Source organism: Rhizobium sp. CC-YZS058 (assembly GCF_034720595.1).
Taxonomy (GTDB): domain Bacteria; phylum Pseudomonadota; class Alphaproteobacteria; order Rhizobiales; family Rhizobiaceae; genus Ferranicluibacter.
Genome location: NZ_JAYESJ010000001.1, coordinates 3,484,203 through 3,505,841 on the forward strand (window position 1 = coordinate 3,484,203; position 21,639 = coordinate 3,505,841).

At 65.4% G+C, this 21,639-nt stretch carries 19 protein-coding genes; 9 read left to right on the forward strand and 10 right to left on the reverse strand.

The window, feature by feature from the left end:
• Positions 1 to 90: 90 nt before the first annotated feature.
• Positions 91 to 2,826 (reverse strand): DNA mismatch repair protein MutS, encoded by a 2,736-nt coding sequence (mutS, locus tag U8330_RS16695; protein ID WP_416236930.1) that lies wholly within the window; start codon positions 2,824 to 2,826, stop codon positions 91 to 93.
• Positions 2,827 to 3,006: 180 nt separating this feature from the next.
• On the opposite strand from mutS, the gene U8330_RS16700 reads away from it, so the two are divergent.
• Complete coding sequence (locus U8330_RS16700) at positions 3,007 to 5,292, forward strand: NADP-dependent malic enzyme (protein WP_323106371.1); 2,286 nt, start codon at positions 3,007 to 3,009, stop codon at positions 5,290 to 5,292.
• Between the two features lie 48 nt (positions 5,293 to 5,340).
• On the opposite strand, the gene U8330_RS16705 is transcribed toward U8330_RS16700, so the two are convergent.
• From U8330_RS16705 to lptC, 8 genes are all read right to left on the reverse strand, one after another.
• Entirely contained in the window at positions 5,341 to 6,573 is a 1,233-nt protein-coding gene (locus U8330_RS16705) for a D-arabinono-1,4-lactone oxidase (protein ID WP_416236931.1), read from the reverse strand.
• A gap of 77 nt (positions 6,574 to 6,650) precedes the next feature.
• Entirely contained in the window at positions 6,651 to 7,418 is a 768-nt protein-coding gene (locus U8330_RS16710) for an SDR family NAD(P)-dependent oxidoreductase (protein WP_323106373.1), read from the reverse strand.
• Between the two features lie 81 nt (positions 7,419 to 7,499).
• Positions 7,500 to 7,964: a PTS IIA-like nitrogen regulatory protein PtsN gene (gene ptsN, locus U8330_RS16715; protein ID WP_323106374.1), complete on the reverse strand. Its 465-nt coding sequence runs from the start codon at positions 7,962 to 7,964 to the stop codon at positions 7,500 to 7,502.
• A 152-nt stretch (positions 7,965 to 8,116) separates the two neighbouring features.
• Complete coding sequence (hpf, locus tag U8330_RS16720) at positions 8,117 to 8,689, reverse strand: ribosome hibernation-promoting factor, HPF/YfiA family (RefSeq protein WP_323106375.1); 573 nt, start codon at positions 8,687 to 8,689, stop codon at positions 8,117 to 8,119.
• A gap of 222 nt (positions 8,690 to 8,911) precedes the next feature.
• The gene (gene rpoN, locus U8330_RS16725) at positions 8,912 to 10,447 is read right to left on the reverse strand and encodes an RNA polymerase factor sigma-54 (protein WP_323106376.1); all 1,536 of its coding nucleotides are present in this window, start codon (positions 10,445 to 10,447) and stop codon (positions 8,912 to 8,914) included.
• A 364-nt stretch (positions 10,448 to 10,811) separates the two neighbouring features.
• Positions 10,812 to 11,561, reverse strand: a complete 750-nt coding sequence (gene lptB, locus U8330_RS16730) for an LPS export ABC transporter ATP-binding protein (protein ID WP_416236932.1) — start codon at positions 11,559 to 11,561, stop codon at positions 10,812 to 10,814.
• A 96-nt stretch (positions 11,562 to 11,657) separates the two neighbouring features.
• Positions 11,658 to 12,173, reverse strand: a complete 516-nt coding sequence (locus tag U8330_RS16735; RefSeq protein WP_323106377.1) for an LptA/OstA family protein — start codon at positions 12,171 to 12,173, stop codon at positions 11,658 to 11,660.
• Between the two features lie 68 nt (positions 12,174 to 12,241).
• Positions 12,242 to 12,913 carry an LPS export ABC transporter periplasmic protein LptC gene (gene lptC / locus U8330_RS16740; RefSeq protein WP_323106378.1) on the reverse strand — a complete coding sequence of 224 codons (672 nt, stop codon included), beginning with the start codon at positions 12,911 to 12,913 and terminating at the stop codon, positions 12,242 to 12,244.
• Between the two features lie 243 nt (positions 12,914 to 13,156).
• On the opposite strand from lptC, the gene sppA reads away from it, so the two are divergent.
• From sppA to U8330_RS16755, 3 genes are all read left to right on the forward strand, one after another.
• Positions 13,157 to 14,113: a signal peptide peptidase SppA gene (gene sppA / locus U8330_RS16745; RefSeq protein WP_323106379.1), complete on the forward strand. Its 957-nt coding sequence runs from the start codon at positions 13,157 to 13,159 to the stop codon at positions 14,111 to 14,113.
• Between the two features lie 171 nt (positions 14,114 to 14,284).
• Complete coding sequence (locus tag U8330_RS16750; protein WP_323106380.1) at positions 14,285 to 14,602, forward strand: integration host factor subunit beta; 318 nt, start codon at positions 14,285 to 14,287, stop codon at positions 14,600 to 14,602.
• A 133-nt stretch (positions 14,603 to 14,735) separates the two neighbouring features.
• Positions 14,736 to 15,131, forward strand: coding sequence for a DUF1049 domain-containing protein (locus U8330_RS16755; protein WP_323106381.1), 396 nt, complete (start codon positions 14,736 to 14,738; stop codon positions 15,129 to 15,131).
• On the opposite strand, the gene U8330_RS16760 is transcribed toward U8330_RS16755, so the two are convergent.
• Complete coding sequence (locus U8330_RS16760; protein WP_323106382.1) at positions 15,132 to 15,602, reverse strand: carbon monoxide dehydrogenase subunit G; 471 nt, start codon at positions 15,600 to 15,602, stop codon at positions 15,132 to 15,134.
• A gap of 310 nt (positions 15,603 to 15,912) precedes the next feature.
• Here U8330_RS16760 and U8330_RS16765 point away from each other — a divergent pair, with 310 nt between their 5' ends.
• The 5 genes from U8330_RS16765 to U8330_RS16785 all read left to right on the forward strand — a co-directional run bounded on the left by U8330_RS16765 (position 15,913) and on the right by U8330_RS16785 (position 21,583).
• Complete coding sequence (locus U8330_RS16765; RefSeq protein WP_323107330.1) at positions 15,913 to 16,872, forward strand: class I SAM-dependent rRNA methyltransferase; 960 nt, start codon at positions 15,913 to 15,915, stop codon at positions 16,870 to 16,872.
• On the forward strand, positions 16,869 to 17,729 hold the full coding sequence (locus tag U8330_RS16770; protein ID WP_323106383.1) for an RNA methyltransferase: 861 nt from the start codon (positions 16,869 to 16,871) through the stop codon (positions 17,727 to 17,729). Before U8330_RS16765 ends, U8330_RS16770 begins: the two co-directional genes overlap by 4 nt.
• Positions 17,726 to 18,226 carry a signal peptidase II gene (lspA, locus tag U8330_RS16775; protein WP_323106384.1) on the forward strand — a complete coding sequence of 167 codons (501 nt, stop codon included), beginning with the start codon at positions 17,726 to 17,728 and terminating at the stop codon, positions 18,224 to 18,226. Before U8330_RS16770 ends, lspA begins: the two co-directional genes overlap by 4 nt.
• A 56-nt stretch (positions 18,227 to 18,282) precedes the next feature.
• On the forward strand, positions 18,283 to 20,514 hold the full coding sequence (locus U8330_RS16780; protein ID WP_323106385.1) for a hybrid sensor histidine kinase/response regulator: 2,232 nt from the start codon (positions 18,283 to 18,285) through the stop codon (positions 20,512 to 20,514).
• A gap of 190 nt (positions 20,515 to 20,704) precedes the next feature.
• Positions 20,705 to 21,583 carry a GNAT family N-acetyltransferase gene (locus U8330_RS16785; protein ID WP_323106386.1) on the forward strand — a complete coding sequence of 293 codons (879 nt, stop codon included), beginning with the start codon at positions 20,705 to 20,707 and terminating at the stop codon, positions 21,581 to 21,583.
• Positions 21,584 to 21,639: the final 56 nt, after the last annotated feature.

Genomic DNA, 21,639 nt, shown 5'->3' on the forward strand with positions numbered 1-21,639 from the left:
ATCGCGACGCAGCGGGAGCGTTTGGCCGCACACATCGGCCCTTGCCGGCTGAAGGTCAAGCCCTGCCGCGGGTGACGTGGGGTTCGGCGTTCACGTGCGGGTCAGTTCGCCCTTCAGGGCGTAGAGCGCATCGAGCGCCTCGCGCGGGGTCATGTCGTCGAGGTTGAGCGCCGTCAGCCGCGCCTCCACCGCCGAGGGTTTCGCACGCGAGGCCTCTTCCCGCCGGAGCGCCACCTGGAACAGCGGCAGGTCGTCGATCAGCTGGCTCGCCGGGTTCTTGCGGTCGGCATCTTCGAGCTTGGCAAGGACATCGCGCGCCCGTGCCACCACTGCTGCCGGAAGTCCCGCCAGCCGCGCGACCTGGATGCCGTAGGACCGATCGGCCGCGCCCGGGCCGACCTCGTGGAGGAACACGACCTCGCCATCCCACTCCTTCACCCGCATGGTGACGTTGGAAAGCCGGGCGAGCTTTTCCGAAAGCACCGTCAGCTCGTGGAAATGGGTGGCGAACAGGCCGCGGCAGCGATTGGCCTCGTGCAGGTGCTCGACCGCCGCCCAGGCGATCGACAGGCCATCGAAGGTGGCCGTTCCGCGGCCGATCTCGTCGAGAATGACCAGTGATCGGTCGGTCGCCTGGTTGAGGATCGCCGCCGTTTCCACCATTTCCACCATGAAGGTGGAACGCCCGCGCGCGAGATCGTCGGAGGCGCCGACGCGGGAGAACAGCCGGTCGACCGTGCCGATATGAGCGGCGGTGGCCGGCACATAGGATCCCATCTGCGCCATGATGGCGATCAGCGCGTTCTGCCGCAGGAAGGTGGATTTACCGCCCATGTTCGGGCCGGTCAGCAGCCAGAGCGCGCCGTCCCCGGTCTCGCTCGTCGGCGAAAGATCGCAGCCATTGGCCACGAAGGCCGCCGCGGCCTGGCGCCGGAGCGCCTGCTCGACCACCGGGTGACGCCCGCCCTCGATTCGAAACATCTTGGAACGGTCGACCATCGGCCGGCGGTAATCCTGCTCTTCGGCGAGAACGGCTAGCCCGGCCGCGACATCGAGCACGGCAAGCGCCGCCGCCGCCGCCTTGATCGCTTGCGCCGCTTCGACCACCTGCGCGGTCAAGGCCTCGAAGGCGGCATGTTCGATCGCCAGCGCCCGGTCGGCGGCATTGGCGATCTTGGTTTCAAGCGCGGCCAGTTCCGTCGTCGTGAAGCGCATGGCGTTCGCCATGGTCTGGCGGTGGATGAAGCGGGCCTTCGCCTCGCCCTCCGTCAAGGGCCCGGCATTGCCCGCTGTGACCTCGATGAAATAGCCGAGCACATTGTTATATTTGATCTTCAGCGCCTTGAGGCCGGTCTCCTCGGCATAGCGCGCCTGGAGCGAGGCGATGACCCGGCGCGACTGATCGCGCAGCGCCCGCATCTCGTCCAGTTCGCCATCCGCGCCGTCGCGCAGGAAATTGCCGTCACGCTTCAACAGCGGCAGGTCGTCGGCAAGCATCTGCGCCAGCCGTGTCGCAAGATCCGCCGGCAGGCCGGCAAGCGCCGCCTTCGCCTCCAGCAATTCCTCCGACAGGTCGGCATCGTCCAGACAATGCGCGATCTCGGCGGCCGCGCCCGTGCCGGCCAGGATCGCGCCGAGATCGCGCGGGCCGCCGCGGCCGAGCGAAAGGCGGGAGAGCGCGCGCGGCATGTCCGGCACGCGCTTCAAGGCGCTGCGGAGATCGGCGCAGAGCGTCGGATCCTCGAGAATGGCGGCGACCGAATCGAGCCGGCGGCGGATCGCCTCCGGATCGGTCAGCGGCGACATCAGCCGTTCGGCGAGCAGCCGGGCGCCGCCGCCGGTCACGGTCCGGTCGAGCGCCTTGAGCAGCGCGCCGTCGCGGCTGCCGGAGAGCGTCTTGACCAGTTCGAGATTGGCGCGCGTCGCCGGATCGATGAACAGCGTCGCGGCCGTGTTCTCGCGCTCGGGGATGTTGAGCGGGGGGCGCTCGGCAATCTGGGTCTTCTCGACATAGCCGACGGCGGCCGAGGCAGCCGCCAGCTCGGCGCGGGAAAACTGGCCGAAGCCATCCAGCGACTGAACGCTGTAATAGCGGGCCAGGCGATTCTCCGCCGTCGCGCTATCGAACAGCACGGCCGGCTGCGGCGTGGCGATGCGGCCGATCACGTCCAGAACCGGGCGAAGCGCGGGATCGTGGAAGAGCGTATCGGCGAGGATCAGTTCGCGCGGCTCGATGCGGAGAATATCGGCCAGCAGCCGCGTCTCGTTCGTTTCCGCCAGGCGGAAGATGCCGGTGGAAATATCGATCCAGGCGAGCGCCAGGCTCGCCTCGCCACCGCCCCGCACGCGGGCCAGCGCCATCAGATAATTGCTTTCGGAGGCAACGAGCAGCTTGTCTTCGGTGATGGTGCCTGGGGTGACGAGACGCACCACGTCGCGCCGGACGACCGATTTCGAGCCGCGTTTCTTGGCCTCGGCCGGATCCTCGATCTGCTCGCAGACGGCAACGCGATAGCCGAGCGCGATCAGCTTCTGCAGATAGTCGTCGGCGGCATGGATCGGCACGCCGCACATCGGAATGTCTTGGCCCAGATGCTGGCCGCGCTTGGTGAGCACGATGCCGAGCGCGCGCGACGCCTCCATCGCGTCCTCGAAGAACAGCTCGTAGAAATCGCCCATGCGGTAGAAGAGCAGCGAGCCGGGATTGGCCGCCTTGATCTCGATATATTGCTCCATCATCGGCGTGGCCTTGAGCACCACGGCCGCCGCCGGCGCTTCTGGAGCCGAGGCATCGGGACCGGGCGCTGCCGGCACGGCCTCGTCCATCGCCCCTTCGCCCGAAGATGATCGATCGCTCACGAATGCCATTCCCGACCCCAAAAAGCCCGACCCCGACGAAGCCAGGCCCCAAAAACAAGGTGGCAGACTAGCCATCCCCGGCTATAGAAGGCAACGGGAATAGAGGGAGGCGAGGGGGCCACCCACAGAAGCTTGGGAGGAAGCGGCATGGCGGACGAACGCAAGGCACGGCGCAGCGGCACGGCGGTGACGGATCAGGAGGCGCTGCAATTTCACGCCGAGGGCCGGCCGGGAAAGCTGGAAATCACGCCCACCAAGCCGATGGCAACCCAGCGCGACCTGTCGCTCGCCTATTCGCCGGGCGTGGCCGTTCCGGTCAAGGCGATCGCCGCCGATCCCGCGACGGCCTATGATTACACGACGCGCGGCAACATGGTCGCCGTGATCTCCAACGGCACGGCCATCCTCGGCCTCGGCAATCTCGGCGCGCTCGCCTCCAAGCCGGTCATGGAGGGCAAGTCGGTGCTCTTCAAGCGCTTCGCCGATGTCGATTCGATCGACCTTGAAGTCGACACCGAGGATGCGGAGACCTTCATCAACTGCGTGCGCTATCTCGGCCCCTCCTTCGGCGGCATCAACCTCGAAGACATCAAGGCGCCGGAATGCTTCATCGTCGAGCAGAAGCTGCGCGAAATCATGGACATTCCGGTCTTCCACGACGACCAGCACGGCACGGCCATCATCGCCACAGCGGGCCTGATCAATGCGCTGGAGCTGACGGGGCGGGATCTCAAGACGGCACGGCTCGTCTGCAATGGCGCGGGTGCGGCGGCAATCGCCTGCGTCGAGCTGATCAAGTCGCTCGGCTTCAATCCCGACAACATCATCATGTGCGACACCAAGGGCGTGATCTACCAGGGCCGCACCGAGGGCATGAACCAGTGGAAGTCCGCCCACGCCGCCCGCACGACGGCACGCACGCTGGAAGAAGCGATGGAGGGTGCCGACATCGTCTTCGGCCTGTCGCAGAAGGGCGCATTTTCCGAAAGCATGATCCGCTCCATGGCGCCACGGCCGATCATCTTCGCCATGGCCAATCCGGATCCGGAGATCACGCCGGAAGAGGTGGCGGCGATCCGCGACGATGCGATCATGGCGACCGGGCGGTCCGACTATCCGAACCAGGTCAACAACGTTCTCTGCTTCCCCTATATGTTCCGCGGCGCGCTGGATGTGCGGGCGACGACCATCAACGAAGACATGAAGATCGCCGCGGCGCGCGCGCTGGCCGATCTTGCCAAGGAGGACGTGCCGGATGACGTGGCGGCCGCCTATCAGGGCAACCGCCCGCGTTTCGGGCCGCAATACATCATCCCCGTCCCCTTCGATCCGCGGCTGATCTCCTCCATTCCCGTGGCAGTCGCGAAGGCGGCGATCGACAGCGGCGTCGCCCGCAAGCCGATCGCCGATCTCGCCGGCTATGCCCGCCAGCTCTCCGCAAGGCGCGATCCGATCGCCTCGACGCTGACCCGCATCTTCGAGCGGGTGCGCCGCAATCCGAAGACGATCGTCTTTGCCGAAGGCGAAGAGGTGCAGATGATGCGCTCGGCGGTCGCCTATGCCACGCAACAGCTCGGCACCGCCCTGCTGCTCGGCCGGGAAGACCGGATGCGCGAGACGGCGGAGCGCGAGGGCATCGACCTCAACCGCCCGGGCATCCAGCTCGTCAATGCCCGCATCTCGCAGCGCACCGGCGCCTATGTTGATTATCTCTATGCCCGTCTTCAGCGCAAAGGCTTCCTGTTCCGCGATGCGCAGCGGCTGATCAACCACGACCGCAACCATTTTGCCGCCTGCATGGTGGCGCTCGGCGATGCCGACGGCATGGTGACGGGCATCACCCGCAATTACTCGACCGCGCTCGAGGATGTGCGCCGCTGCATCGACCCCAAGCCCGGCCATCGGGTGATCGGCGTATCGCTGGCACTTTGCCGCGGGCGCAACGTGCTGGTCGCCGACACCGCCGTCCACGACATGCCGACGGCGGAGGAGCTGGCCGATATCGCCGAGGAAGCCGCAGGCCTCGCCCGCCGGCTCGGCTATGTGCCGCGCGTCGCCATGCTTGCCTATTCCACCTTCGGCCATCCCTCGGGCGAGCGTTCGGAGCGGGTGCGCGAGGCGGTGGACATTCTGGAGCGCCGCCGCGTTGATTTCGAATTCGACGGCGAGATGGGCGCGGATGTGGCGCTGAACCCGCAGCTGATGGAGCAATATCCTTTCTGCCGCCTGTCCGGCCCTGCCAACGTGCTGGTCATGCCGGCCTTCCACTCGGCCTCGATCTCGACCAAGATGCTGCAGGAACTGGGCGGCTCCACCGTGATCGGCCCGCTGCTCGTCGGTCTCGACAAGGCGGTGCAGATCGTGCCGATGGGCGCTCGCGATTCCGACATCGTCAACATGGCAGCGCTCGCCGCCCACAATGCCGGCCGCTAAGGCTTGAGTGCGGATCGGCCGGGTCTCCCGGTCGTTCCGCAGCCCGTCTCAGGCGAAAAGCTGGCGCAGATGGTCGTTGAGGAAGATGCCGCCGGGATCCAGTCTTTCGCGCAGCGCCTTGAAATCTCCCGCGCGCGGATAGAGCGCCGTCACGTCCTCGCCGGTCAGGAAATGCAGCTTGCCCCAGTGCGGGCGCGAGCCGAACTGGCGCAAAATATCGTCCACGTCTCTCAGATAGTCCCAATAATCGGTGCCCGGCTCGCCTGACACCGAAAGCGTGATCGAATCCTGCTCGAAAAAGGGGCTGATCCAGCCGGGGTCGCCGGCGGTGAAACGGTATTCGATCGGGTAGATGCAGGTCGGGTGCTTGCTCAGCATCAGCGCGCGCACCTGCCGGCAGGCCTCCTTGCCGTAGCGCACCGGCACGGCATATTCGAGCTCGTGGAAGTTCGGCACGTACTCGATCGGGTATATCTCAGAAGAATAGGCGATCTTCTCGAAACCGCGTTCCATGGGCGGCTGATCGGTGATGTCGATCACCTTCATCTCGCAGACATCGTGCAGTTGCTCGGTGGTCGAGACGGAGGCCGTGTCCGGCAGGCAATAGCAGTGCCGGCTTTCCGGCACCGGGCACCAGAAGAAGCCGAAATGGCGGTGGCTGGCGGCCAGCGCATCATGCTGCTCCATGCACTCCTCGAAGGTGCAGCGCCAGAGCTTCTTATGGAGATTGTAGCTCTCCATGACCTGCAGCGTGATCTCGGAGATGACACCCAGCATGCCGACGGAGACCCGCGCGGCGTTGAGGAGGTCCGTGTCTCGCTCATCGACCACGAGAATACTGCCATCCGGCTGGACGAGCCGCATGCCGACGATCTGCGAGGCCATGTTGCCGAGCGTCGCGCCCGTGCCATGGGTTCCGGTGGTGAGCGCACCGGCGAGTGCCTGGCTGTCGATGTCGCCCTGGTTGATCAGCGAGAGGCCGTTCTCCTTCAGGATCTTGCCGAGCGTGTTGATCGTCGTGCCGGCCGAGACGGAGACGCGCTTGCGTTCGCGGTCGATGGCAGTGACGCCCTGCATGTCGGAGAGCGTCAGGTGCAGACCGCTCGTCAGCGCGACGGGGGTGAAGGAGTGGCCGGAGCCGGCGCAGCGAACGCCGAGTCCCTCCCCCGCCGCCTGCGCCACCATCTCCGCCAGATGCGCCTCGCTGGTGGGCGCGCCGCGCCGACGCACGATACAGGACTGATTGCCCACCCAATTGCGCCAATGCCCACCGGCGGACATGCCTGCCATGATGTCCGATGCCTTGCCGATCCCGCTGTCCATGGTGCTCTCCCTCAGGCTCACACAGGCCGCGCCGCTCAGACGGCGGTGAAGCCGTTATCGACGAAAAGATGGGTGCCGTTGATGAAGCTCGCCTCATCGCTGGCGAGGAACAAGGCCGCCTGCGCAACCTCGATCGGCTCGCACATGCGGCCCTGCTGGGCAGCGATCGCCGCATCGGAAACATCGACGCCATATTTGGCGAGCCCCACCAGCTCGCGTTTGCCGTGGTCGGTGGCGATGAAGCCCGGGCAGACGGCATTGGAGCGGATGCCGCGATCGCGGAACTCGACGGCGATGGCGCGTGCGAACATGTGGCAGGCGCCCTTGGTCGTGTCATAGAGCACCTCCATCGGCGTTGCCGCCACGGCGGAGATGGAGGAGGTGGACACGATGCTGCCGCCGCCGGCCGCAATCATGCCCGGAAGAACCGCCTTGGTCATCAGGAACATGGAGCGGACGTTGACGGCCATCAGCCGGTCCCACTCCGCTTCCTCGACCTCGAGGAAGGGCCCTACGGCCAGAATGCCGGCATGATTGAAGAGAACGGTGATCGGCCCGAAGGCCGCTTCCACCGCCTGGACCGCAGCCGTGACCTCAGCGGAGACCGAGACATCGGCAGGCGCGAAGATCGCCTCGCCGCCGGCGGCGCGAATGCGCTCGGCAAGGGCGGCACCTTGGCTCGTCGGCAGGTCGACGATGCCGACCCGCGCGCCTTCTTTCGCGAAGAGGTCGGAGGCAGCCAGCCCGCATCCGCCCGCGCCTCCGCTGATCAACGCCACCTTGCCCGCCAGCCTGCCTGCCATGCCCTGCCCCCACCGTTCTGGTTTGAAGGCAGTATCGGAGAGAAGCGGGCCGCTGTCGATATGGCAGCGGGACGAGTTTGATCAGGCGGCGTTGGAGGTCTGGTCGTCGCTCAGGAAGGCATAGATGGCGGTGGCGGAATCGGTGCCGCGCAGGCGGGCGACCATTTCGGAATCCCGCAGCACGCGGGCAATGCGCGACAGCGCCTTGAGATGATCCGCACCGGCCCCTTCCGGCGCCAGCAGCAGGAAGGCGAGATCGACCGGCTGGTCGTCCAGCGCTTCGAAATCGACCGGGGATTCCAGACGCGCGAAGATGCCGACGATCTGCTCGATACCCGGCAGCTTGCCATGGGGAATGGCGATCCCATTGCCGACGCCGGTCGAGCCCAGGCGTTCGCGCTGCAGGATGACGTCGAAAATTTCACGCTCGGGCAGGCCCGTGATCTTTGCCGCCTTGGCCGAGAGCTCCTGAAGCAGCTGCTTCTTGGTCTGGACCCGGAGAGCGGGAAGGATCGCATCCTGTTGCAGGAGACCTGCCAATGCCATGTCGTAGTCCCTCGTTTGTGAGGTTGGCGCCGGCGGCCCTGCCGCCGGCGCGCGATCCTCTTCGACCGATCCGGCCGGGCGGCTTGTCCGCTCGCCCGTCCCGATCGGGTTCTGCGCAGCCTGCCTTTTCGGCCTTTTTGCTGCGCGCCTGATCAGCCTTTCATGTTGGCTGCGTCGATCCAGCCAATATTGCCGTCCGTGCGGCGGTAGACGATGTTGAGATCGTCCTTGCCCGGGCTCTTGAACATGAGAACCGGGTCGTCGGTCATGTCGAGCGCCATCACCGCATTGGCCACCGACATGGTGCGGATCTGCTTGGATGTTTCCGCCACGATGGTGGGGGCGAAATCTTCCGGCAGTTCCTCGTCCTCGTCGGGAATGGAGTCCATGACGGTGTAGGCCAGCTCGAAGCTGCCGTGGCCATTGCCCGTGTGGTGATCCTTGAGCTTCCGCTTGTAGCGCCGGATGCGCTTGGCGATGCGTTCGGACGCAGCGTCGAAGGCAGCCTGCGGGTCGTTGGCCTGACCATTGGCCTGCAGGGTTGCGCCCGAGTCCAGATGAACCTTGCAGTCCGCGCTGAACCGCGCCCCGGATTTTTCCACTGTGACCTGGCTCGAATAACCTCCGTCGAAATATTTCGTCACGGCCTGGGAGATCTGGTCCTCGATGCGAAGGCGAAAGCTTTCACCGATTTCCATATGTTTTCCGGACACACGCACACTCATGGAGTTTCCTCTCTTTCATGATTTGCGAGCGTCAGTCTATTCCAACCGCTTGCGACCTCCAAGTGATTCAGCGAGGCGGGCGGTGAATGTGGCGTGATCTGGGCAGGTTTGGCAAAGCCCGCCTTTCCCGCCGCATCAATCTGGGGCGGGCCATTACGACAGGGCGCCCGGCAAGTCAACCAGCAGGCGGCAGACCGGGCAAGACGGCAAAATCATGGCGTGTCAGGCCAAGGCCTTGGCCATGGCCCGCTTTTCCCGCCGCCGCTGCACCGAGGAGGGAATGTTCATCGCCTCGCGATATTTCGCGACCGTGCGGCGCGCAAGCTCGATGCCGCTCGACTTCAGCACATCGACGATATCGTCGTCGGAGAGCACCGCCTCCGGGCTCTCGAGCACGATCATGCTGCGAATGCGGTGACGCACCGCCTCGGCGGAATGCGCATCGCCGCCTTCGGCCGAATTGATCGAGACCGTGAAGAAATATTTGAGTTCGAACACGCCGCGCGGCGTCAGAATGTACTTGTTCGAGGTGACCCGGCTCACCGTCGACTCATGCATCTTGATCGCGTCGGCGATGGTCTTGAGGTTGAGCGGCCGCAGATGGTCGACCCCGTGCAGGAAGAAGGCATCCTGCTGGCGCACGATCTCGGTTGCCACCTTCATGATGGTCTTTGCCCGCTGGTCAAGGCTGCGGGTCAGCCAATTGGCGTTCTGCAGGCATTCGGAGAGGAAGGCCTGGTCATGGCTGTTCTTCGGCGCGTGGCGCGAAACGGTGGCGTAGTAGACCTGGTTGACCAGGACACGCGGCAGGGTTTCCGGGTTGAGCTCCACCGCCCATGTGCCGTCCGGCGCGGCGCGCACGATAATATCCGGCACGATCGCCTCGCAAGGCGCGCTTTCGAAACAGGTACCGGGCTTGGGGTCGAGCGTGCGGATTTCGGCCAGCATGTCGATGAGGTCCTCCTCATCGACGCCGCACAGCTTCTTCAGGCTTTGAAAGTCCCGGCGCGCCAGCAGATCGAGATGATCGACCAACGCCGCCATGGCCGGATCGAGCCGGTTGCGCAAGCGCAGCTGAATGGCAAGGCACTCGCTCAAGGAACGGGCAAAAACGCCCGGCGGATCGAAACGCTGCACCGTGGACAGCACGGCCTCGACATCGGCAAGCCCGCAGCCCAGACGGGCCGCAATGTCCGCCAGATCGGCATGGAGATAGCCGGCCTCGTCCAGCTGGTCGATGAGGTGCTGGGCGATCAGCCGGTCGCGCGCGCTGGAAAAGCTGAAGGGAACCTGTTCGGTCAAGGTCTCGCGCAGGGTCTGCCGGCTGGCGACGAAATCCTCCAGATCGAACCCATCGCCAATATCGGCATCGCCGCCGCCCGGCATCGACTTCCACTGGCTGAGCAGTTCCGGCGCATCGGCGCGCTGCGGCGCCGTATCATCCGGAAAGACATTGGCAAAGCTTTCGTCGAGAACCTCGCTCATCCGCTCCGCGCTGCCGGTGGTTGTCCCTTCATAAAGGTCGGCGCCGTCGAAACCAGCGGGCGCCTGCCCCTCCTCGCGCTCGAGGCGGGACGCATCGACCGGCGCGTCGCTATCCGACAGAAATTCGAGCAGCGGATTCTTCTCCACCTCCTGCTCGATGAACTGTGTCAGTTCGACATGGGTCATTTGCAGCAGCTGGATGGACTGCATCAGCTGCGGGGTCATTGCCAGGGTTTGGTTCTGGCGCAGGAACAGGCTGGCCGACAATGCCATAGGAACGCGGAACTCCCTGAACTGTCCGCCCGGCGCACGCTTTTTCTGGAGAAATCAGCCGATTGCGGAACTGGCCCAAAAATTGCTTAGAAAAGAGATTTGGTCAAGCGTGAGATGAGGATTTCAACCGGCGCTGTCTCTGCCGCGTCATGCCATGAGCAAACAGACCGGTTGGCGGTGCCTCATGGAACGCGCCACATTCGTCACGACGCACGCACAGCGCATGGACGCGGCGACCCGTGACCCGATCTTGCGAACGGCTTCTTAAGCACGTCTGCATAAGCCAAACGTCGCGCAAACATCGACGCTCGTCAAGAGCCGCGAAATGCGCGCGCGCATTTTGGCAACACCGCGATGGTTGCCCTTAAAGGCTGAAATTATCGCCGAGATAGAGCCGGCGCACATCAGGATTGTTGACGATGTCGTCGGCGCGACCATGCGTCAGCACCTCGCCGGCATGGATGATATAGGCCCGATCGATCAGCCCCAGCGTTTCGCGCACATTGTGGTCGGTGATGAGCACCCCGATGCCACGCGAGGTCAGGTGACGGACGAGCGCCTGGATATCGGCGACCGAGATCGGGTCGACACCGGCGAAGGGCTCGTCGAGCAGCATGAAGGTGGGATCGGTGGACAGGGCGCGGGCAATTTCCAGCCGTCGGCGCTCGCCGCCGGAGAGAGAGACGGCCGCAGCCTTGCGAAGATGCGAGATCGAGAATTCTTCGAGCAGGCCGCGCAGCTTGATATCCTGCCGGCCGCGATCCGGCTCGTGCAGTTCGAGCACGGCGCGGATGTTCTCCTCCACCGTCAGGCCGCGAAAGATCGATGCCTCCTGCGGGAGATAGCCGACGCCGAGCCGGGCGCGGCGATACATCGGCATCGTCGTCACGTCGTTGCCGTTGATCTCGATCGAACCCTCATCGACCGGGACCAGGCCGGTGATCATGTAGAAGCAGGTCGTCTTGCCGGCACCGTTCGGGCCGAGCAGGCCCACAGCTTCGCCGCGCCGCACCACCAGCGACACGCCATTGACGACGCGCCGGTCGCGATAGGCCTTCGTCAGGCCCCGCGCGATGAGCGTGCCGTCATAGCGCGCCTTCTCGGTCGTCGACAAAGGATCGGGGGCGCCTGAAGGCGCATCGGGCGCCTTGCGCTTGCGGAGGGAGGGAAGGGCCACGGTCTGTCTGGCTGTCCTGGATGGTCCGGTGGATCAGTTGGTCTTCTGGGACTTCGGGTCGAGCTGGATCTGCACGCGCCCGCCGCAGGCCTCAAGCTGGGCCTCGCCGGTGGCCATGCTGACATTGAGCTGGCAGCCGGTGAAGACGTTCTTGCCTTCCGAGAGAACCACCTGCTTGCCTTTCAAGACCAGCGTCTGCTGCGCCATGTTGAACTGGCCGGAATCGGCAGTGGCCTGCTGCGTGCCGGACTGGAGGAATACCTTCCTGTCGACCTCGATCCGGTCGATCTGCGCGTTGCCGCCGGAAATCGAGCCGCCGCCGGCCTTGTAATAGACGACCATGTTGCCGGCCTGCAGCGTGGTGGCGCCCTGCACCACCTTGACGTTGCCGGTAAAGATCGCCTTGCTCTCCGGGTCCTTGATCTCCAACTTGTCGCTTTCGATCTGGATCGGCTGGTCGTTCGACAGCTTCAGCCCGCTCATGCGGCTGTTCGTCTGCTGCGCCAGCGCGGGCGCGGCCGCGGCGACAAGCGCAACTGCGAAAGGCATGGCTTTCGTCAAGGCATTCCGGGAAAAGCGATAGGCCGACATCAGGTGCACCGGGTTCGAGGGAAGCGTTAGTTCTCTGCAGTCTTGCGGATGGTGGCCGGATCCACGACGACCTTCACCATGCCTTCAAAGGTAATGACTTTTCCCTTATCCGTCATCTTCAAAGACTGCGCAACAATCGAACCGCCGCGCATGCTGATTGCAATCGGCGCCTGGCTCTTCATCTCGCCCGCATTGATATCGAGATAAGCGGAACGGAAGTCCGCGGTTACGCCATTGTTCAGGGAAATCGTAAAGGGCGCGTTCATGTCCAGCGTATTTGCGCCCCGATCGTAAATGCCGCTTGCCGCATCCACCGTCGCCGTCGTTTCATCGTTGACCGGCATTTCCGCCCGGATCTTCTCCAGCGTGATCATGTTGGGATTGGCGATATCCTGCAGCGCGCGCTCGGCGCGCATCGAATAGCTGATGTCCTGCTTGTTGCGCCCGGAAATGGCGGGGTTCTGCATGACGATCTTGCCGTTCTCGATCGTGGCGGTCTCGATATTCAGCTCTTCGGGAAGAAAGGCGCGCACGACGGAAACGGCGACGAAGATCGCCGCGATCAGAACGGCGACCAGCGGCAGGGCAATCTTCAGCCGACGAACGCGCCGCGAGTGGCGTGCTGCGCGCGCATAGGCGTCCGTGACGGTCGGCCCTGAATGCGGCAGGGCGCCGGGGAAATGCACATCGTTCGCCATGAAAACCGTCTTCTGAACCACCATCAGCAGGCCGTCGAACGCAGCCGCGCGCCCGCATGGAATGCAGCCATGAATATGGAGATTGTTTGGGCGGCAGACAATGGAGGGGCCGAATCTTTAGAAAATCCGCACAAAAGCACCCCGTCGAGACAGGCTTGCCGCGCAGGGCGGCATTTCTCTTTCGTCGATTCTCCGCTAAGAGCGATGTCCCGCGCCGGCCGGGCGCTGCAAGAGGACGCTGTCATGGATCAACTGGGATTTGCCGATCGGCGGAGCCTGCGACGCAAGCTCGGCTTCTGGCGTCTTGCCACGATTCTTCTGATCGGGCTCGCGGCCGTCGCAGCCTTTCTGGCCTTTTCCCGGGCCGATGCCGGCGTCGGGCGCGACCATATCGCCCGGGTCAGCATCTCCGGCGTCATCCTCGATGACCGCGAGCTGGTCGAGCGGCTGAGCAGGATTGCCGAGACGAGCTCGGTCAAGGGCCTGATCGTCAGCATCAACTCACCGGGTGGGTCCACCTTCGGCGGAGAGGTGCTTTATGATGCGATCCGTAAGGTGGCGGAAAAGAAGCCCGTCGTCTCGGATGTCCGCACGCTTGCGGCCTCGGCCGGCTACATGGTCGCGCTCGCGGGCGATAGGATCGTGGCGGGTGACACATCGATCACCGGCTCGATCGGCGTCCTGTTCCAGTATCCGCAGGTCAAGACGCTGATGGACAAGATCGGCGTTTCGCTGGAGGAGATCAAATCCTCGCCGCTGAAGGCCGAGCCGAACCCCTTCCATCCGCCGAGCGACGCGGCGAAGGCGGTGATCCAGGCGATGATCGACGACAGCTACAATTGGTTCGTCGATCTGGTGGCCGAGCGGCGCCAGTTGCCGCGCCAGGAGGCGCTTGCGCTCGCCGACGGACGCATCTTCACCGGCCGGCAGGCGGTGGGCATGAAACTGATCGACGAACTGGGCGGCGAGCCGGCCCTGCGTGCCTTCTTCGAAAGCCGCAAGGTGGCCAGGGATCTGCCGATCGTCGATTGGGAACCGCCGAGCAACAGCCTCCCCTTCGGTCTCGGTTCGCTCAGCCTTGCCCTTCTCCAGTCGCTCGGGCTCGATCCGGCGCGGCTTGCCAGCAGCCTGCCGGACCTTGGCGCAGACAAGTTGTTTCTTGACGGTCTTGTTTCCGTTTGGCAGGTTGAAGGCCGCTAAGACTGCCGGCGGCTGATGCCGGAGGCGGCTGCGGCGTCCGAACAGTCCGACTACCCGGATCAACGCGCGCCTTCAGCCTGCAAGACCGGAATGAGCCTGCAGGACTGAGATCGGGTGGGGCAAGCCTGCGGCACGCGATCGAGACAAAGACAATCCATAAAGGGGTGACGGGTGATCAAGTCGGAGCTGGTTCAGATCGTTGCGGCGCGCAACCCGCATCTTTACCACCGCGATGTCGAAAACATCGTCAACGCCGTGCTCGACGAGATTACCGACGCGCTTTCGGCGGGCAATCGCGTGGAGCTGCGTGGCTTCGGCGCCTTTTCGGTCAAAAACCGTCCTTCCCGCTCGGGGCGCAATCCGCGCACGGGCGACAGCGTCTTCGTCGAAGAAAAATGGGTGCCGTTCTTCAAGACCGGCAAGGAGCTGCGCGAGCGGCTGAACCCCGGCTCCGATGCCGACATCGACATCGATATCGACGAGGATTGAGCCGCGTCCGGCGCCGTGCCGCTTGAAAAGCCGATGATGATGCGCGGGCCCTGTTTAACAGCGGCGCCACTGCCCTATGTCCCCCGCTCGACCACCCATTCCCGGTGACCCACCTGTTTCGCGGAGAGTTTCGATGCTGAGAAAGTTGATCAATGTCGTGGTGTTCGTTCCGCTCGGCATCGTTCTCATCGTGCTTTGCGTCGCCAACCGCCAGCCGGTGAAGCTCGCCTTCAATCCGTTCGATACGGCCGATACGGTGCTGGCGCTGACCGCGCCCTTCTATGTCTTCCTGTTCCTCGCCCTGATTCTGGGGCTTTTGATCGGCGCTGCTGCCACATGGGTCAGCCAGGGCAAGTATCGGCGCCGCGCGCGGATCGAGGCCAGCGAAGCGCTGAAATGGCATCAGGAGGCCGAAAAGCGCCAGGCCCAGGCAGCAGCAGCCCAGCCGTCCACCGTGCCGGCCGGCCAGACGAGCCTTGCGCCGGCCGCCAACCGGTCGACCGGCCTCGTTGCAGCGAAGCTGCGCTGATCAGCCTTCCACAGGCTGCCCTTGCGCCTTGCGCAGGGCGGCCGCGGTAAAGCGGGCGAAGAAGCGCTCGGCGATCCGGTTTGCTCCGGAGGAAACGAGCTTCGAGCCCAGCTGGGCGATCTTGCCGGAAACATCGGCGGTAATTGCGTAAACGAGCAGCGTTTCGGCTTCGCCGATCGCTTCGAGCCGCACATCGGCGCCGCCCTTGGCAAAGCCGGCGAGGCCCCCCTTCCCTTCTCCTTCGATCCGGTAGCTTTCCGGCGGATTGAGCGCCGACAGCGTGATGACGCCGGAGAAGGACATGGAAACGAAGCCGAACTTCACCGTAACTACGGCATCGAGCGTGGTCGGCGAGGTCCAGTCGAGCATCGAGCAGCCGGGGATGCAGGCTTTCAGCACCTCCGGATCGTTCAGCGCCGCCCAGACATCCTCCCGCGGCAGCGCGATGCGCTCTTCCCCGACCATCTCCATGCACGACCACTCCCCTTGCCTCCGGCGCAGGCGGCCGGGCGCTCGAATGTAAGTTGGGATAAGACTTTGCCAAGAGCGGCGGCGATGCTATTTGCACGCAAGCCGCATCTGACGGCTCGATATGACGAGAAGGCACGTCTCCTTGAAGGACAAGACCAGACGCCCGGGAGGCCGGCCGGACGCGCCGAAGCGCCAGCGCCCCGAACAGCCGCGTGGGCCGGCAAAGCCGCAGCAGGCGACATCCCGCCCAGCCCCGAGGCCGGCAGGCAAACCTGCCATGGCCACGCGCAGCGAACATGCGCCCGCCGCGATGACGGAAGACCGCATGCCGGCTGCGCCGCTCCGGCGCCGAGAGGGTGCGGCCCCGGCGCAAACCGTGCCCCTGATCCTCGAAACGGCCGCCTCCGACGATTATGCCCTGATCGACAGCGGCGATGCCCTGAAGCTTGAGCGTTACGGGCCCTACCTCATCGTGCGTCCCGAGGCGCAGGCCCTGTGGCCCAAGGCCGCGCCTGAACTCTGGGACAAGGCAGATGCGATCTTTACCGGCGATACGGATGAAGATGGCATGGGCCGCTGGCGGTTTCCCAAGATGCTGCTTGGCGAAACCTGGCCGATGCAGCTTCTCGACGCCGAGTTTCTCGGCCGCTTCACCGCCTTCCGCCATGTCGGGGTCTTTCCCGAGCAGATGGTCCATTGGGCCTGGATGAAGGCGCGGATCGAAGAGGCGCGCCGGCCGCTGAAGGTGCTGAACCTGTTCGGCTATACCGGGGTTGCTTCGCTGATCGCCGCCACGGCCGGTGCCGAGGTCACCCATGTGGACGCCTCCAGAAAGGCGATCGGCTGGGCGCGCGAAAACCAGGCGCTCGGCCGCGCCGAACATCTGCCGATCCGCTGGATCTGCGATGATGCGATGAAGTTCATCCAGCGCGAGGCCCGGCGCGGCAGCCGCTACGACATCATCCTCACCGATCCGCCCAAATTCGGGCGCGGGCCGAACGGTGAAGTCTGGCAGCTCTTCGACCATCTGCCCGCCATGCTCGACACCTGCCGCGAGATCCTCTCGCCGCAGGCCGAAGGCCTGGTGCTGACCGCCTATTCGATCCGCGCCAGCTTCTACGCCATTCACGAGCTCATGCGCGAAACCATGCGCGGATGCGGCGGGCGGGTGGAATCCGGCGAACTGATCCTGCGCGAGACCGGGCCCGACGAGGTCGGCTCGGGCCGCGCGCTCTCCACCTCCCTCTTCAGCCGATGGGTGCCCGCATGAAGCCCGAGGATCGCACAACGCCCACCGGCCGGGTCGGCCAGGTCAAGGAGGTCACGAGCCTCACCAACCCGATCATCAAGGACATCCGTGCGCTGACCCAGAAGAAGGCCCGCGACGAAAGCGGCACCTTCATGGCCGAAGGGCTGAAGCTGGTCATCGACGCGCTCGATCTCGGCTGGACCATCCGCACGCTCGTCTATGCCAAGGCCGCCAAGGGCAAGACCATGGTGGACGAGGTAGCCGCCAAGACAGTGGCGCGTGGCGGGCTGGTGCTTGAGGTGAGCGAAAAGGTCATCGCAACCGTGACCCGGCGCGACAATCCGCAGATGGTGGTCGGCATTTTCGACCAGCGCTACCGTGCGCTGAAGGATGTGAAGCCCGGCAAGGGCGAGACCTATGTCGCGCTCGACCGGGTCCGCGATCCCGGCAATCTCGGCACCATCATCCGCACGGCGGATGCGGCTGGCGCCTCCGGCGTCATCCTGGTGGGCGAGACGACCGACCCCTTTTCGCTGGAAACCGTGCGGGCAACCATGGGCTCGGTCTTCGCCATGCCGGTCATGAAGGCGAACGCGGGCGATTTCCTGGCCTGGAGCCGCGGCTCCGGCGCGCAGCTTGTGGCGACCCATCTGGCCGGGGCGGTGGACTACCGCACCATCGATTACCGCGCCCGGCCCTCCGTGCTTCTGATGGGCAACGAGCAGGCCGGCCTGCCGGAAGAGCTCGCGCGCGGCGCGGACCGGCTCGCGCGCATCCCGCAGTCCGGACGCGCCGATTCGCTGAACCTCGCCATCGCCACCGGCATCATGCTGTTCGAGGCCCGTCGCCATCTTCTTTCCCTGGAGCCGGCGTCGTGAGCGCAGCACCCACCCTCTTCTCCCGCCCGCTGCCGATCGCGCTGTTCATCCTTCTCGCGCTCGTCGCCGATCAGGCGATCAAGCAGCTGGTGGAAGCGACGCTGCCCATGGAGCAGGCGGTGCATGTCATCCCCATGCTGGCGCTCTATCGCACCTATAATTATGGCGTCGCCTTCTCCATGCTCTCCGGCATGGAGGGCTGGTTCATCGTCGGCATGCGGCTGGTCGTCGTCGGCTTTGTGCTCTGGCTCTGGCGCCGCACGCCCAAGGACCGTTTCTTCGCCCATCTCGGCTATGCGATGATCATCGCCGGCGCGCTCGGCAATCTCGTTGACCGCTTTCTCTACGGCTATGTGATCGACTACGTCCTCTTTTACACCGAGACCTGGTCCTTCGCCGTCTTCAACCTGGCCGATGCACTGATCAGCGTCGGGGCCGGCGCGATCGTTCTGGACGAGATCCTGCAGATGCGCCGCAAGCCGGCGGCGGATCGTTAAAAAGCGATCGATTCGGGGAAGCAGTTTTTGACGGGCGGCATGCTAGGCCGAACGGCATGAGCGCGCTGTCGAAACTTCATGAGAAGATCGCCGAGGCGAACCGCGGGCCCGACCGCCGGACGCTTCATCCGCCTGCCGCCCGTTCGCTCGAGGACACGACCGGGCGATCGACCCTGCGTCCGGCTCTCATCGCGGCCGGCCTTCTCTCCTCCGCCGCCGTTCTGGCGCTCGGCATTCCCGCCGGCAGCTGGACCCTGCCGGTGGGCCTTGCGCTGGCCGGGCTGACCGGCACCGGCCTCCTGTTTCTCGACGGACGCCGCAGCGCGGTCGCCCGTGCCCATGCCCGGCAGGAGCTAGAGCGGGACGGCGCGCTGGAACAGCGAGAGCGGCTCGACGCCGTGCTCGACCTTCATGACCGGCTCGGAGACATCGCCATCCTCACCGATGGCGCAGGCCGGATCCTGTCCGCCAACCAGACTTTCCTGGCCCTGATCGGTACGGACCCGCTCCAAAAGAGTCTCGAGGCTCTGGATCTGACGCGTCAGGGCGATCAGCTCTGCATAGCGGACGGCACGCGGCTTCACTTCCACGAGACCCTCATCCGCGATCCGTCCACCGACGGTCTCTGCCGCCTGGGCATCGGACGGGCGGTCGCGCCCGACTTCGGCAATGTCGACCTCTTCGCCAGGGCGATCGAGCGGGCGCAGGCCGAAAGCCGCGACAAGTCGCAGCTGCTCGCCACCGTCAGCCACGAGATCCGCACGCCGCTCTCCGGCATTCTCGGCATGTGCAACCTCTTCAACCAGACGCGGCTTTCCGCCGAACAGGCGAACTATCTGGCCGGCATGCGCCAGGCCGGCCACACGCTGGTGCAGCTGGTCGACGATCTCCTGGATTTCTCGTCACTGGAGGCCGGCAAGTTCGCGCTCAAACCGACGCGCCAGCCGCTCCGCCCAGCCATCGAAAGTGTGGTGGAGATGCTCGCTCACCGCGCCCACGACAAGAACATCGAGATTGCCTCCGTCGTCGCAGCAGATGTGCCGGAGGTGCTGGAGATCGATGCGCCACGCCTCAAGCAGGTTCTGTTCAATGTCATCGGCAACGCGGTCAAGTTCACCGACACGGGCGGCGTCCTGGTTTCTGCCGAGCTTCGGAACGCCGAGCTCGTCATCACCGTTTCCGATACGGGACCGGGGCTGACCCGCGAGGCGCAGCAGCGAATCTTCGAGGCCTTCGAACAGGCCGGCGACGCTGCAGGCCGGTCCGGCGGCACGGGGCTCGGGCTTGCCATTTCCCGCCGCATCATGGCAGCCTTCAACGGCAGCCTGACGGTCTCAAGCGAGCCGGGCCAGGGCAGCACCTTCACGATCCGCCTGCCGCTGCCCGCCAATAGCTCCCTCTCTCCCGACCGGTCCACGCTGCTTTCCGGCAGCACGGTCTTGCTGATGGCGCCGGACGGACCGGCCGCGACAGCGCTTTGCGCCACGATCACCACGCTGGGCGGAACCTGCCGCCTCGCCCATGATCCGGCGGCCATGCGCCAGGCCCTCGCCGATGCGCTCGGCGAACGCTGCGCGCTGCCCCTGACCGATATCATCATCGACCATCGCCTCGCCGTTCAGGCGCGCGCGCTGCTGGCCTCCATGCCGGCCGTGGAGGCGCTGCGGCTGCGGCGCACCTATCTCGTCAACCCGGAAGAACGCGGCCAGCGGCCCCTGCACCAGACGGACGGCTTCAACGCCTGGCTGATCCGCCCCTTGCGCGAGCGCTCGCTGGTGGAAGTACTGAAAGGCCGGATGAAGGGGATCGAACTGCGCGACGCCATCAACGACAATCGTCCTGTCCTGCGCGATGTAGCGGCGGAGGAGGAGGCCGCCCGGGACGAGCTGCGTCAGGGAATTCTCCTTGGAGAGGACGATCCGGTAAACGCCCGCATGCTGAGCACGATTCTGAGTCGCGCCGGCCATGCGGTGACGCTGGCGGAAGACTTCATCCGGCTGCGCCAGCATCTGACGCCCGCCGATCCCGGCACGCCGCGCCCGTCGCTGGTCGTGACCGATCTGAACATGCCGGGCGGCGATGGGCTGACCATGCTGCGGCAGCTGCGGATGGTCGAGATCTGCGCCGGCCTGCCGCGCCTGCCCGTGGTGATCCAGACCTCCGATGCCCGGCCGGAGACCGAGCGCGATCTGATCGATGCCGGCGCCGATGCGGTCCTGGTCAAGCCCGCCGATCCGACCCGGCTCCTGGCCTTGGCGGCCCGCTTTTCGGCCGTCCCGGCCGCCTGACGACGGCGAACGCCGCACTGCGGTCGGTCCCCGTCACCATGTTGTTGCAGAAGCGGTCTATAAGTCTCCGGAGCGGGCTGGTCGGCCCGCGGCAGGAGAACCCGGCCGGGGGCGGTCGCTTCTCCCTCGTGTGCCGCGCGCCGAAGCCCTACCATGACACATGCAGTTTCGCGATTCGGGAAGGGCGACGATGACCCTGGATGTTCTGGACAAAACCCTTGCGCAGGATGCACTGCGCGCCCGCGCCTTGGCGCCGGCCCCGGCCGGCCACGAGGTCCTCGGCCGCATCGGCGCGCTAGAAACCCGCCTCGCCCGCAATGCGCGCGAAATCGATGCGGCCCAGCATGTCCGCTACCGGGTGTTCGTCGAGGAAATGGGCGCGTCGATCCCACCCGAGGCCGAGCGGCTGCGCCGCGATATCGATGCCTATGATTCGGTCTGCGACCATCTCCTGGTGCTCGACACCAGCCTTGACGGCCGCCCGGAAGAGCAGATCGTCGGCACCTATCGGCTTCTGCGCCAGGACATCGCGGCGAGAGCGGGCGGCTTCTACTCCGCTTCCGAATTCGACATCGCGCCGCTTCTCGCCCGCCACCCCGACATGCGTTTCATGGAGCTTGGCCGCTCCTGCGTGCTGCCCGCCTACCGCACCAAGCGCACGGTGGAACTTCTCTGGCAGGGCAACTGGGCCTATGCGCTGAAACACGGGGTCGAGGCCATGTTCGGCTGCGCCTCCTTCCCCGGCATCGTGCCGGAGGAACATGCGCTGGCGCTCTCCTTCCTGCACCACAGCGTGCCGGCCGAGAATGCCTGGGCGGTGAAGGCCAGAAGCGACCGCTATCGCAGCATGGACCTGATGCCGGCCGAAGCCATTCAGCCCAAACAGGCGCTGATGGCCCTGCCGCCGCTGATCAAGGGCTATCTGCGGCTGGGCGCCATGGTGGGTGAAGGGGCTGTCGTCGATGCGGACTTCCGCACCACCGACGTTCTGATCGTGCTGCCGATCACCAACATTTCCGGCCGATACCTGAACTATTACGGCGCCGACGCCACCCGCTTCGCCCTCTGAACATCGGCCGATCGGTGCCGCGAAGGCACCGTTGATGGCAGCTGGCCTCCACCGGC

Coding starts and splice junctions, on each gene's coding strand:
- U8330_RS16785 (WP_323106386.1), top strand. CDS start 20,705: ATGACCCTGGATGTTCTGGACAAAACCCTTGCGCAGGATGCACTGCGC.
- U8330_RS16710 (WP_323106373.1), bottom strand. CDS start 7,418: ATGGCAGGCAGGCTGGCGGGCAAGGTGGCGTTGATCAGCGGAGGCGCG.
- hpf (WP_323106375.1), bottom strand. CDS start 8,689: ATGAGTGTGCGTGTGTCCGGAAAACATATGGAAATCGGTGAAAGCTTT.
- U8330_RS16705 (WP_416236931.1), bottom strand. CDS start 6,573: ATGTCCGCCGGTGGGCATTGGCGCAATTGGGTGGGCAATCAGTCCTGT.
- U8330_RS16770 (WP_323106383.1), top strand. CDS start 16,869: ATGAAGCCCGAGGATCGCACAACGCCCACCGGCCGGGTCGGCCAGGTC.
- ptsN (WP_323106374.1), bottom strand. CDS start 7,964: ATGGCATTGGCAGGTCTCCTGCAACAGGATGCGATCCTTCCCGCTCTC.
- U8330_RS16700 (WP_323106371.1), top strand. CDS start 3,007: ATGGCGGACGAACGCAAGGCACGGCGCAGCGGCACGGCGGTGACGGAT.
- U8330_RS16735 (WP_323106377.1), bottom strand. CDS start 12,173: ATGCCTTTCGCAGTTGCGCTTGTCGCCGCGGCCGCGCCCGCGCTGGCG.
- mutS (WP_416236930.1), bottom strand. CDS start 2,826: ATGGACGAGGCCGTGCCGGCAGCGCCCGGTCCCGATGCCTCGGCTCCA.
- rpoN (WP_323106376.1), bottom strand. CDS start 10,447: ATGGCATTGTCGGCCAGCCTGTTCCTGCGCCAGAACCAAACCCTGGCA.
- U8330_RS16755 (WP_323106381.1), top strand. CDS start 14,736: ATGCTGAGAAAGTTGATCAATGTCGTGGTGTTCGTTCCGCTCGGCATC.
- U8330_RS16780 (WP_323106385.1), top strand. CDS start 18,283: ATGAGCGCGCTGTCGAAACTTCATGAGAAGATCGCCGAGGCGAACCGC.
- U8330_RS16760 (WP_323106382.1), bottom strand. CDS start 15,602: ATGGAGATGGTCGGGGAAGAGCGCATCGCGCTGCCGCGGGAGGATGTC.
- sppA (WP_323106379.1), top strand. CDS start 13,157: ATGGATCAACTGGGATTTGCCGATCGGCGGAGCCTGCGACGCAAGCTC.
- lptC (WP_323106378.1), bottom strand. CDS start 12,913: ATGGCGAACGATGTGCATTTCCCCGGCGCCCTGCCGCATTCAGGGCCG.
- U8330_RS16765 (WP_323107330.1), top strand. CDS start 15,913: ATGACGGAAGACCGCATGCCGGCTGCGCCGCTCCGGCGCCGAGAGGGT.